Annotated in this window: 10 protein-coding genes, 12 tRNA genes, 2 pseudogenes and 2 other annotated features; all 24 genes and pseudogenes read right to left on the bottom strand. The window is 36.8% G+C overall.

The features are described 5' to 3' along the window. Window positions 1-159: 159 nt before the first annotated feature. Window positions 160-1,338: a M20/M25/M40 family metallo-hydrolase gene (locus B9P78_RS08360; protein ID WP_094519007.1), complete on the bottom strand. Its 1,179-nt coding sequence runs from the start codon at window positions 1,336-1,338 to the stop codon at window positions 160-162. A gap of 25 nt (window positions 1,339-1,363) precedes the next feature. Continuing rightward, entirely contained in the window at window positions 1,364-1,726 is a 363-nt protein-coding gene (locus B9P78_RS08355; protein ID WP_094519006.1) for an arsenate reductase family protein, read from the bottom strand. Between the two features lie 130 nt (window positions 1,727-1,856). Then, on the bottom strand, window positions 1,857-3,059 hold the full coding sequence (locus B9P78_RS08350) for an acetate/propionate family kinase (RefSeq protein ID WP_094519005.1): 1,203 nt from the start codon (window positions 3,057-3,059) through the stop codon (window positions 1,857-1,859). A 141-nt stretch (window positions 3,060-3,200) separates the two neighbouring features. After that, window positions 3,201-4,235 (bottom strand): class I SAM-dependent methyltransferase, encoded by a 1,035-nt coding sequence (locus B9P78_RS08345; RefSeq protein WP_094519004.1) that lies wholly within the window; start codon window positions 4,233-4,235, stop codon window positions 3,201-3,203. Between the two features lie 147 nt (window positions 4,236-4,382). Then, a pseudogene (gene rpmA / locus B9P78_RS08340) lies at window positions 4,383-4,669 on the bottom strand (50S ribosomal protein L27). A gap of 16 nt (window positions 4,670-4,685) precedes the next feature. Then, window positions 4,686-5,030, bottom strand: a complete 345-nt coding sequence (locus tag B9P78_RS08335) for a ribosomal-processing cysteine protease Prp (RefSeq protein ID WP_094519003.1) — start codon at window positions 5,028-5,030, stop codon at window positions 4,686-4,688. Window positions 5,031-5,048: 18 nt separating this feature from the next. Beyond that, window positions 5,049-5,357 (bottom strand): 50S ribosomal protein L21, encoded by a 309-nt coding sequence (gene rplU, locus B9P78_RS08330; protein WP_094519002.1) that lies wholly within the window; start codon window positions 5,355-5,357, stop codon window positions 5,049-5,051. A 15-nt stretch (window positions 5,358-5,372) separates the two neighbouring features. Beyond that, window positions 5,373-5,448 (bottom strand) — a sequence feature (ribosomal protein L21 leader region). A 105-nt stretch (window positions 5,449-5,553) separates the two neighbouring features. Then, the gene (locus B9P78_RS08325) at window positions 5,554-6,231 is read right to left on the bottom strand and encodes an amino acid ABC transporter ATP-binding protein (protein ID WP_094519001.1); all 678 of its coding nucleotides are present in this window, start codon (window positions 6,229-6,231) and stop codon (window positions 5,554-5,556) included. Between the two features lie 12 nt (window positions 6,232-6,243). Continuing rightward, complete coding sequence (locus tag B9P78_RS08320; RefSeq protein WP_094519000.1) at window positions 6,244-7,692, bottom strand: ABC transporter permease subunit; 1,449 nt, start codon at window positions 7,690-7,692, stop codon at window positions 6,244-6,246. Window positions 7,693-7,754: 62 nt separating this feature from the next. Then, window positions 7,755-7,975 (bottom strand) — a binding site (T-box leader). A gap of 45 nt (window positions 7,976-8,020) precedes the next feature. After that, window positions 8,021-8,542, bottom strand: a complete 522-nt coding sequence (gene mreD / locus B9P78_RS08315; protein WP_094518999.1) for a rod shape-determining protein MreD — start codon at window positions 8,540-8,542, stop codon at window positions 8,021-8,023. 10 nt (window positions 8,543-8,552) lie between these two features. Next, window positions 8,553-8,693 carry a hypothetical protein gene (locus tag B9P78_RS10335; RefSeq protein ID WP_233487813.1) on the bottom strand — a complete coding sequence of 47 codons (141 nt, stop codon included), beginning with the start codon at window positions 8,691-8,693 and terminating at the stop codon, window positions 8,553-8,555. A gap of 6 nt (window positions 8,694-8,699) precedes the next feature. Next, window positions 8,700-9,397, bottom strand: a pseudogene (mreC, locus tag B9P78_RS08310) (rod shape-determining protein MreC); the annotation flags it as partial. Window positions 9,398-9,606: 209 nt separating this feature from the next. Next, a tRNA-Glu gene (locus B9P78_RS08305) sits at window positions 9,607-9,678 on the bottom strand. 21 nt (window positions 9,679-9,699) lie between these two features. Next, window positions 9,700-9,772 (bottom strand) — tRNA-Phe (locus B9P78_RS08300). A gap of 18 nt (window positions 9,773-9,790) precedes the next feature. Then, a tRNA-Asp gene (locus B9P78_RS08295) sits at window positions 9,791-9,863 on the bottom strand. Window positions 9,864-9,869: 6 nt separating this feature from the next. After that, window positions 9,870-9,941: transfer RNA gene (locus tag B9P78_RS08290), tRNA-Met, on the bottom strand. A 19-nt stretch (window positions 9,942-9,960) separates the two neighbouring features. After that, window positions 9,961-10,050: transfer RNA gene (locus B9P78_RS08285), tRNA-Ser, on the bottom strand. Between the two features lie 42 nt (window positions 10,051-10,092). Next, window positions 10,093-10,166 (bottom strand) — tRNA-Ile (locus tag B9P78_RS08280). Between the two features lie 15 nt (window positions 10,167-10,181). Continuing rightward, window positions 10,182-10,255, bottom strand: a tRNA-Met gene (locus B9P78_RS08275). A gap of 21 nt (window positions 10,256-10,276) precedes the next feature. Then, window positions 10,277-10,349: transfer RNA gene (locus B9P78_RS08270), tRNA-Ala, on the bottom strand. 9 nt (window positions 10,350-10,358) lie between these two features. Beyond that, window positions 10,359-10,432 (bottom strand) — tRNA-Pro (locus tag B9P78_RS08265). Between the two features lie 5 nt (window positions 10,433-10,437). Then, a tRNA-Arg gene (locus B9P78_RS08260) sits at window positions 10,438-10,511 on the bottom strand. A 12-nt stretch (window positions 10,512-10,523) separates the two neighbouring features. Beyond that, window positions 10,524-10,608 (bottom strand) — tRNA-Leu (locus B9P78_RS08255). 42 nt (window positions 10,609-10,650) lie between these two features. Continuing rightward, window positions 10,651-10,722 (bottom strand) — tRNA-Gly (locus B9P78_RS08250). Window positions 10,723-11,331: the final 609 nt, after the last annotated feature.

Raw genomic sequence — 11,331 nt, 5'->3', positions numbered from 1 at the left:
AGTCTTCAAGATTACTGGAAAATCATATCGTATGAAAGGGAAAATATAAATGGACTTCTAAATTAGACTGTCAAAAACCTACATTTTTATTCTGTCATAAACCTACAATTTTATACTGTCCTTGACATTGAGACATATAATCTCAGGCGCATTTGCTATTTATGCATTTGATAGTTGTAAAATTGCATTAATTGATAAACATACTTTAGGTACGAGTGTTGTGAGATCCGCGGTTTCTGTTAAGGTATGTGCCCCACTTCCGACTACGCCTAGTCCATCCAGTACTGGAATGTTAGCCTGAGTGCCAAGCGAAGCATCTGACGCCCCCTGGCTCTCTACCAATGTGATTGGTCCAAAGCCACTATTTGTCGCTACCGTCCGATAATGGTTTGCTAGCCAATCCACCTTATCCGTTCGCTCCATTGCATCTACACCAGATTCAATCACATAGCTTGTTTTTGTACCCTCGATAAATGTCTGATTAACGACTTCGTCTATATCATTGAGCATTTCTTGTTTAATTGCTTCGTTGGGGAAACGAAGCGAAAAATTACCTTTAGCGAATCCAGGAATTGTGTTAGCTGAAACCCCACCGTTAAATAAACCACAGTTAATTAATTTATGACGATTGATATCCGTTTTTGATTCTAAGGCCACAACTTTTTGCGCCAGTTCAACAATTGCAGAACGGCCTTTTTCGGCTTCCATACCCGAATGGCCAGCAACACCTGCAACTGTAACAGCTAGCATCATCCCACCTTTACGACTAACAACAATTTTATCTAAAGCCTCACTTGGTTCAAAGTTGAGTAGCAAGTGTGCATCTTGTAGTTCTGCTAACATCTCCTGACGTGTATCAGAATGACGGTGTAAGGTCTCCTCATCCGGGACAAAAATGAGCTTTATGGGATGGTCCTCATAGCCAAAGGTAATCAAATTCTTTACTATATAGAATGCTATTACTAAGCCTCCCTTCATATCCATTATCCCAGCACCTTGGGCAATGCCAGCAGCTTCATCCAACCAACGGAATCCATGGTGAGCCGTTACACCCTCTTCAAATACCGTGTCCATATGTCCAGACAAGACAATTGGTGCTAAATGTTTGGGATGCTTTGGTATATACTTTGCAATCACTATATCCCCTGCTTGATCATGCTGGATTATTCTTGTTTGCATACCTATATTTTGACAAGCTTCTGCCAAAATGTTGCCTACTTTATTAATACCATCCACTTGTTCAATTCCTGATTCTGTATTCACTAATTGTTGTAAGAATGAAATCATTTCGGACTCTTGAGCCTTTACTGTCGCTTCAAGCTCTTCAAATTCAACCATCATCTGCCACCTTTTTCCCCGAATTTTATTTAGTTAACCAAACTGCATCTAAAAATTGTTCTTTAGATCCGGCACTTGCTCTATCCTCGGCTACAATCAGTGGACGTTTCACTAACATGCCATTTTCAGATAGTATTTTCAAAAAGGTTGTTTGATCCATTTCTTTCAACTTTTCTTTTAAACCCATTTCTCGATACAAACTACCCGAAGTATTTAATATCTTGGTATATTGGCCTTCCACTTGTTTCAACGCCAGAGATAACTCCGCAACCTGGGGCGGATTATCGCGAATATCAATAATTTCGCCAAATTCAAGTCCTTTATCTTCTAAATAAGACTTCACTTTTTGTGTTGTTGAACACTGATTCAAGCCATAAATTTTCAACATATTATAGTCCACCTTTCAAAACGCTTATACTTGTTTTTACCATACCCCTGTTCAAAATGCTAGGATAAAAAAAAGCCCTCAAGATAAATACTTACCTTGAGCGCATTTTGAATATTAAATTTTATAATAATTATTCGTTGATGTTACCTAAACGAACTGTATCGCGAACGATTACTAATTCTTCGTCAGTTGGAATAGTAAAGATAGCTACTTTAGAATCTTCACTTGAAATTTTAGCTTCATCGCGAGTATCGTTAGCAGCTTCATCAATTTCCATGCCGAAGAATGACATATGTTCGTCAATAATTGCAGCACGAGTACGGCCAGAGTTTTCACCAATACCAGCAGTGAATACAACAGCATCAACGCCACCCATTACAGCGATATATTGACCAATGTATTTACGAACGCGGTCATAGAAAATTTCTAATGTAGTGTTTGAACGAGCATCACCTTTATCGGCTGCATCTTCAACATCACGCATATCTGAAGAAACACCAGAAAGGCCTAATAAACCAGATTTATTGTTTAGGATACTGATCATATCATCGATGTCATCAATATTCAATTTTTTCATTAAGAATTGAACTAATGATGCATCAATATCACCAGAACGTGTACCCATTGTAATACCTGCTAAAGGTGTGAAGCCCATAGAAGTATCTACAGATTTACCACCATCAACAGCAGTAATTGAACCACCATTACCTAAGTGGCAAGTGATGATTTTCAAATCTTCAATTGGTTTACCCATTAATTCAGCTGCACGATTCGCAACGTATTGATGAGATGTACCATGCGCACCGTAACGGCGAGCACCGAATTCTTCATAATATTCCATAGGGATTGAGTACAAGTAAGCAGTTTCTGGCATTGTTGTATGGAATGAAGTATCGAATACACCCACAGCTGGTTTTCCTGGTAAAATTTTTTGGAAAGCGCGGATAGCTCGAGCTTCTGGACCATTATGTAATGGCGCAAATTCTGCTAATTTTTCAATATTTTGGATTGCTTCTTCATCTAATAAAGCTGACTCTTTGAAGATTTCTCCACCAGCTACCACACGGTGACCAGTACCTGAAATTTCATCATAGCTAGTAATAATGTTTAAAGCATTTAATTGATCTAATAATGTTTCAATAGCAATTTCGTGCGTATCAATATCTTGAACATCCTCAAATTTTTGGCCTTCACCATATTTGATTGAGATATTTGAGTTACCGATACCAATACGGTCAAATTGACCAGAAGCTACAACATTTTCACTTGGTACTTCGTAGATTTTGAATTTTAAACTTGAAGAACCTGCGTTTACAGCAATTACTTTAGACATTCTTTCTCTCCTTTAATATATAAGTCACTAATAATTAGTTATACAATTATTATAGCATGATATCTTTAAAATTTGTAAATACATTTCTTGACAAACATACAAGCATAAATTATAAAAACATTAGTACGGATAATGGGTATATTATTTCATTCTTTCTAGGAATACATCAAATGAATTTAGGAATTTTGGTAATTCCTCTTTACTTTTCAGATCAGGAATCTCCCCTATCAAAATATTCTCAGATTGTTTTGCATGATCTCCAGCTTTTTGAACTAACAACACAGCTTTTCGCGTTTTTTCGCTAGTGAACAAGTTTCCTGGTAATGATAATAATGCTTGGAAATACCCATACTCCCCAATAGCCTGAATGAGATTTTTAATGTTTTCATCTTGAATTAATCCAGCTGGCACAATAAAGATACCCCAACCATTTGGTTTAAGATAACGCAACCCTTGTTCAACCATTAAGTAATGAACGTATGCATGCTCATCTACTGGTCGGTTTTTAGCTGCACTATATGTGTTGGCTACTTCATCTATTGGGTAATAACCTAAAGGTAAATCCGCTACAATGACATCATTTGGCGCGACAATCAGATTTTGTAAACTATCGCCTAGGTATAATTGTGCAGGAATATCTTGTAGTCTAGTGGCCACATCAGCAATAGATAATAATAAGTCATCATTATCATAGCCAGCACCTTTAATTGTATAACCTGCATCTTTCAAAGCATTATATGTAATGGCATATAGGTTACCTGTTCCAATAGTAGGATCAAAAAGATTGATTTCTTTTGTATTTGCTTGTTCTGTACTTACTTTATGGTCCATTAGTTTTGTTGCAAAATAGGCAATCAAAATAGCAATTGCTTCTGGCGTCATTTGGTAATTCGCTTGTAGCTGATCGGCCTTTTCACCTTCAATAAAAGCAAATTGAATTGCTTTTCTAATATCTTCAGCTGAAAGATTTTCGATATTAATTTGATCATATATTTCTCTAAGCTTTGTAGCTTCTTCGTCGGTTGGGCGGTTATCGATTTGTTGCACTTCGCCGTCAGCAAGATTTTGTAAGCTTTCAAATAGTGCTTCTATATATGAAAATTCTAAAGCTTCTTGAATTAGGATACTAGAATCATGAAGAACGCCGAAAAGCTGATTAATATTTTCTACAGACATGTTATTCCCTCTCTATCACGGTATCTATTACATTCCTATTTTCAAGGAATTCTCTGTAACTGTCAATTCTAACGATTGTAGACAAATGACATAATGACAAAAAGAAAAGAGCCTGAACCTAAGCTCAAACTCTTCTCATTTTTATAATTATTCAGCTGTTACAGGGTAAACACTTACTTGTTTTTGGTCACGGCCTTTACGTTCGAAACGAACGATACCGTCTACTTTAGCAAATAATGTGTCATCACCACCACGGCCAACGTTTACACCTGGTAGATTTTAGTACCGCGTTGACGGTATAAAATTGAACCACCTGAAACTTCTTGACCATCAGCACGTTTAGCACCTAAACGTTTTGATTGAGAGTCACGACCATTGGCAGTAGACCCGCCCCCTTTTTTGTGGGCAAAGAATTGTAAATCAAATTTCAACATGAGATAACCTCCTCTATTATTTCGTTATTTTGGATACACGTATAAAGTCACTATAATTCGCTTCGATATCTGCTGACATTGCAAGGTAGCAACTCATAAATAACGTTTGAGCAACAGATTTCTGCTCGCTTGACAAATCGTTTGTCAATTCAATGTACAGATAACCACCATTTTCTTCGTCAGCTTCAATGATAGGTTCAATATTGCCCATACGCGTAAGATTATTCACTGTAGATAATACTACAGCTGAAACCCCAGCACAAACAATATCTTGCCCATATTCACCAGCAAAGGCATGGCCAGTTACTTGTAAACTAATAAACTGGTCTTTATCATCAGTTTTAAAAATTGCTTTTATCATCTATATCATGACTTAAAATTAAGCGTTGATTGAGTCAATAACAACTTTTGTATATGGTTGACGGTGACCTTGTTTACGGTGAGAATCTTTTTTAGCTTTGTATTTGAAAGTTGTTACTTTCTTTTGACGACCATTTTTTTCAACGGTTGCTTCAACAGTCGCACCTTCAACTAAAGGTGTTCCCACTTTCACATCTTCGCCACCAACAAAAACTACTTGATCAAAAGTAACTTTGTCTCCAGCTTCTGCATTTAATTTTTCAATGTAGATTGCTTGTCCAGCTTCAACTTTAATTTGTTTTCCACCAGTTTTAATAATTGCGTACATCTAACGCACCTCCCTATATAGACTTAGACTCGCCACGACATGTGGTCTTTCGACGCTTACAATACGCTGTCATGCGCGGTTGCAGTGTGGTGCTCACACTTTTTACAACATCCAATATAATACCAAAATTATAGGCTTCCGTCAAGAAAATAATCATAATAAAGTTAAATATCTGTATAAAGTTTTTCTAACATTGTTAATTTGCAAATTCAGTTGAAGATTTGATTTGTGTACCGATTTGTTCACCAAAAACGGTATCATGCGTTACGATCAGAATTGCTTTTTGTTTTTCTGTTGCTAGATTTGTAATCAAAGTCCCCACTTGATCAGCAGATTCTCTATCTAACGCTGATGTTGGTTCATCAAAACACAACACACTTGGATTTAACATAAGTGCTCGCGCAATAGCAACCCGTTGCTTTTGGCCTCCAGATAAAGTAGCTGGGTACACATCTGCTTTATCTGACAACCCTACATCTTCTAAGAGCCCCTTAGCTTGTGCTAATAAAGATTCCTTATCTGCAATTTTCTGTGCTAGTGGTGCTTCAATTAAATTTTGGATAACCGTTAGATTTGGGAACAATTGGTAATCTTGGAAAACCATACCTAGTTCATTTTGGTAAGCACGGCGATCACTAAGTGTACCATAGACAGCTTTTTCACCATTGTCTTTAGCTAATACTTTACCATTGATTTCAATCGTACCGCGATCTGCTTCTTCAAGATTGTTGATAATCCGCATAAATGTTGTTTTACCTGTTCCAGATCGCCCTAGTAAAATCACTACTTCACCTGGATTAATTTCAAAATCATAATTATCGATGACAACATTATCTTTATACGCTTTGCTTAAGCCTTTAACTTTTAATGACATATTCTACACCCCTTACCATTTCAATTGTTTTTCAACACGACGTAGGACAACTGTTAAGATTGCTGTTACTAATAGATAAATAACACCTGCTACTAAGTATGGTACCAATGATGCATACGTATTCGCGGCAATATTACCAGCACGTAACATTTCTCCTAATCCAATTACATAAACTAATGATGTATCTTTTACTAATGAAATAATTTCGTTACCCATAGAAGGCATTACAATTTTGATTACTTGAGGTAGAATGATACGTCTAAATCCACGCACTTTTCCAATTCCTAGTACCGAAATACTTTCATATTGACCGGCTGGTACTGCGGAAATGCCTCCTCTAAATATTTCAGCATAATATGCTGCATAGTTGATAACATATGCTAAGACAGCTGCGGTAAATCGATCTAAAGAAATGCCAACATATGGCAGACCAAAGAATATTACCATCAATTGAAGCATAAGTGGACTACCACGCATGATAAATACATAAGCTTCGATAATAGCTTGTAACCATTTAGGTCCAAAGACACGTAATACCCCAATAAGGAAACCAATTGGAATTGAAATAACTGATACAACTACAAATAATAATAATGTCAGTTTTAAACCATTTAACAATGACGGTAATACCGCTAGAACGATATTCGTTTCTTTTGTTGTTGCAGCATCTGCTCCAAACCATTTTGCATAAATTTCATCATATGTACCATTATCACGAAGCGTTTGAATACCTTCATCTACTTGTGTCTTCAATGCCGTATCTTCTTTTCTAAATCCAACACCCATTGGTTCAATAGAAGTTTCGTCAGTAAACATTTGATAATCGTCTAATGTACCCTTTTGCGTTAATGTATATCGTGTATATATTTCGCCTGAATATACAGCATCTACTCGATCTGCATCTAAGTCAGCAAATACTTCGTTATATGAAGGATATAATACTGGATCTGATGCCAATTTACTAAAGGTATCATCTGGCCATTCTTGCATAAAAGTTAAGGCAGTAGACCCAGATTGAGTGGCAATTGTTTTACCAGCTAAATCAGATATTTGCTCTATATCTGAACCCTTTTTACTAATAACAACTTGTCCTGACTCAATATACGGTTCAGAAAATAATACCATCTCTTCACGTTCAGGCGTAATACCATACCCATTCCAGATCATATCAATATTTCCGGAATTTAATTCAGTTTCCTTCATAGCCCAATCAATTGGTTGATACTCTAATTCCCAACCATATAAATCAGCCACCGCATTTGCAAGGTCAATATCAAAACCTACAATATTGCCATCAGCGTCCCTAAATCCCATTGGTGCAAACGTATCATCTAAACCAACCACATACGTTTCGCCAGTAGTATCTTCAGTAGCCTCCACCTGGTTAATATTAAAGCCAAACCATGTGAATAATACAACCAAACTTGTTAATACAAATGTTTTCATTTGAATATTTTTCATAAAACTTCACCCCTTCATTTAGATAAAAAAAAACGTCCTTTTACACTGAATCTCTGTCAGTATAAAAGGACGTGAAAGTTACGTGGTTCCACCTTTTTTCATAGTAGCTTCGCAACTACTATCTCGGTATGTCTATAATTAGACACTGTGATTAACGCTCACTCACGAATTATCTTTAATAATTTGCTCTTGGGTGTGTAGATACGCTTCTTATACCTATTCTCAACTTTGCTAGGCTCTCTTTAATAAGAAGGACGTAACCTCTTCCAATCAACACTTTTAATATTTATAAAGTTATTATAATCATTCTTTAATCTATTAGCAAGTATTATTTTTCAATCCATATAACAATTTTTTGTGTGAACCAAATAAAAATAAATCCTAAGAAAGCATTGAATAACAATGATGGTATATAATTTTGGCTAACAAAATGAACATACGAATTGCTATGAATATTAATGAGATAATACAGTGCATAGATAAAGTGCATATATATCGTATATACAATCAAAATCCATAACCAGACCGTATAAAAATTCATTGGAAATTTCTTAATAACAAATCTAGTTAGGATCACAATCATTGGGAATAAGAATAAATTCACACCAAGAATAGATGAATAGTACGCATCATAGATGAATCCAATAACGATACTAACGATAAATATATTTGAATCTTGTTTTAAGTAAACAGCTAATAGTGTGATAATAATTAATGTAAACTGAGGACTTATCTGAAAGTTTTCAGTACCCAAGCTATACGATAATACAGACATAATGCTACCATCTAGTAGTAGAATGAAAAATACTAAAATAGGAATGATAAATGTATGTTTAATAAAATCTAGCATTTAATTCCTCCTACTCTTGATTGTCATTTTCAGTATTAGAGGTAGTTGTTGTATTTTCATCACCATCATCACTAGCCGAATCGTTATTTAATGTCATTACAACTAAAACAGATCGAATATCTTTGAAATCTGCTGCAGGTTTCACACGCACTGATTGAGATAAACCAAAATTGTCGGAATCAGTTGACGTAACTTCACCAATAATTAACCCTTCAGGTGAAACACCACCTAACCACTAGTTGTTACTGTATCATCCTTCTGAACTTTTGCATCTGATGGTACTTGTTCAAGAATTAATTCCTGAGTTTTTTCATCGTAATCGGTAAGTATTCCCGAAACAATGCTATCTTCCAACTGTACGCTCACCGCAACATTCATCATTTGATTATTTTCAGTAATAAGTAATTGCACTTTAGAACTCGTTGCTGATACTTCTTTTACATGGCCAACAAGTCCACTATCAGTCATTACAGACATACCTTCAGCTATACCGTCATTAGCCCCAACGTCGATTACAATTGAATCTACCCATGTATCTGGAGATCTTGAAATAACTGAACTAGCTATCACCATTTTACCAACAAGAGAAGGCTGCAATGATAATAAATTAGATAGTTCTTCATTCTCACTTTGTAAAATTTGGTTTTGTGCTTCTAATTCTTCTAGTGAAGAAATCTGGCTTTTTAGTTCTTGATTTTCTTCGTAAGTATTCATCAAGTCATTAATTGAATCCGTAAATCGCATCATTGCATTGGTTGGTGTCGATACAAATCGACCAACGATTGCAGTCACATCATTCACCCATAAAATTGGTTTAGGCATATTTGATTGGCTAAATATCGAATAGGCAATCATACTGAATGAAGTGATGACACTAACAAGCAGGACAATTAACTTTTTATTTTCAAAAAATCGTCGCAATATTATCCATCCCTTCACTTACTTTGCTTTACCATTATACCAAAACGACTTGTTATTTTGTATATTTTATAAAAGGCAAATTATTCTTAATATTAACTTATGATAAATAAAAAAAGGAAGCTTTCGCCTCCCCTTTTATTATATGACCCGTACGGGAATCGAACCCGTGATACCGCCGTGAAAGGGCGGTGTCTTAACCGCTTGACCAACGGGCCGAAATAATATATTTCTATATATGGTCCGAGACAGATTCGAACTGCCGACACCTTGAGCTTCAATCAAGTGCTCTACCAACTGAGCTATCAGACCTTAACAAATAAAAAAAAACGGTCCCGACGGGAATCGAACCCGCGATCTCCTCCGTGACAGGGAGGCGTGATAACCGCTACACTACGGGACCCTACAATTGCGGGAGTAGGACTCGAACCTACGACCTCCGGTTATGAGCCCGACGAGCTGCCAACTGCTCCATCCCGCGATAATATTAAAATAAAAAAAGGAGGATAAGGGATTCGAACCCTTGCGCGCTTTTACACGCCTGACGGTTTTCAAGACCGTTCCCTTCAGCCGGACTTGGGTAATCCTCCAAAAGTAAAAATATATAAATATTCTATAATCCCATACAAGGATGGACCTTGTAGGACTCGAACCTACGACCGGACGGTTATGAGCCGTCTGCTCTAACCAACTGAGCTAAAGGTCCAAGTAAAAATAGAAATAGCGGCGAAGGGGATCGAACCCATGACCTCCCGGGTATGAACCGGACGCTCTAGCCAGCTGAGCTACACCGCCATATGAATATCATCTAATAAGTGGAGAATAGCGGGATCGAACCGCTGACCTCCTGCGTGCAAAGCAGGCGCTCTCCCAGCTGAGCTAATCCCCCAAATTAGAATCGGGAAAACAGGATTCGAACCTGCGACCCCTTGGTCCCAAACCAAGTGCTCTACCAAGCTGAGCTATTTCCCGGGTCATGCACCCAGCAGGATTCGAACCTGCAACCGCTTGATTCGTAGTCAAGTACTCTATCCAGTTGAGCCATGGGTGCTTAAGTATAAAATGCCGAGGACCGGGGTCGAACCGGTACGAGGTTAACCCTCGCAGGATTTTAAGTCCTGTGCGTCTGCCAATTCCGCCACCCCGGCATATTTATATAAGATGTTCATATGTATGTCTTATTCAGACAAAGCGGAAAACGGGGTTCGAACCCGCGACCCCCACCTTGGCAAGGTGGTGCTCTACCACTGAGCTATTTCCGCATGTGTTTTTGTTTCGTCAACTGACGACTAGATAATAATATCATCTGATAGCAAAGCTGTCAATAATATTTCTAAAAAAAATTCAAAAAATTTGAAAATAATTTTTTTAGCCCTCTAAAAACCAATGAAATCAATTCTTCACAAATTCTTCAAAATTTTCGTCAAAATCTTCATTATTAATTCAAAGCTGTCTTCTATTATATACACATACCCAATATTTAAACTTTTCTTCATACAAATCTTTCTCCTCCCAAACGAAAGATTAAGAACCCTACCGTCTCCCAACGGTAGGGATTTTTTTGTTTTGGGAGCAGTAGATCTGAAAACAAAATAATGAAAGAGGGCCAGCCCTCTTTTCATTTTGACGATTACCAAAAATACAGGACGTTCACCGTGGGTAGTTATACTGCACTTGTTGAGAAGACTGCGATTATAGAATGAACCTCCCATTCTCTAATTTTGGGCGCTTTTATCAAGAATAAATCGTGGTTCTATAAAATATCTTATTTTTTTATAGCATATATTTCCATATTTGATAGATTTTTTTATTTATAAAGAACGAGCGTCATATAATAATATTCGTCAATTATTTATAGAATGAAATTTTAT

The sequence above is a fragment of the Aerococcus sp. 1KP-2016 genome (assembly GCF_002252085.1).
GTDB lineage: Bacteria > Bacillota > Bacilli > Lactobacillales > Aerococcaceae > Aerococcus.
Note: the sequence above shows the minus strand (reverse complement) of the source record. Positions and strands in the feature narration are given on the sequence as shown.

What these genes read in the sequence shown, in the direction of transcription:
- mreD (WP_094518999.1), bottom strand. Translation starts at nt 8,542, where the DNA reads ATGCTAGATTTTATTAAACATACATTTATCATTCCTATTTTAGTATTT.
- B9P78_RS08345 (WP_094519004.1), bottom strand. Translation starts at nt 4,235, where the DNA reads ATGTCTGTAGAAAATATTAATCAGCTTTTCGGCGTTCTTCATGATTCT.
- rplU (WP_094519002.1), bottom strand. Translation starts at nt 5,357, where the DNA reads ATGTACGCAATTATTAAAACTGGTGGAAAACAAATTAAAGTTGAAGCT.
- B9P78_RS08355 (WP_094519006.1), bottom strand. Translation starts at nt 1,726, where the DNA reads ATGTTGAAAATTTATGGCTTGAATCAGTGTTCAACAACACAAAAAGTG.
- B9P78_RS08360 (WP_094519007.1), bottom strand. Translation starts at nt 1,338, where the DNA reads ATGGTTGAATTTGAAGAGCTTGAAGCGACAGTAAAGGCTCAAGAGTCC.
- B9P78_RS08325 (WP_094519001.1), bottom strand. Translation starts at nt 6,231, where the DNA reads ATGTCATTAAAAGTTAAAGGCTTAAGCAAAGCGTATAAAGATAATGTT.
- B9P78_RS08350 (WP_094519005.1), bottom strand. Translation starts at nt 3,059, where the DNA reads ATGTCTAAAGTAATTGCTGTAAACGCAGGTTCTTCAAGTTTAAAATTC.
- B9P78_RS08320 (WP_094519000.1), bottom strand. Translation starts at nt 7,692, where the DNA reads ATGAAAAATATTCAAATGAAAACATTTGTATTAACAAGTTTGGTTGTA.
- B9P78_RS08335 (WP_094519003.1), bottom strand. Translation starts at nt 5,030, where the DNA reads ATGATAAAAGCAATTTTTAAAACTGATGATAAAGACCAGTTTATTAGT.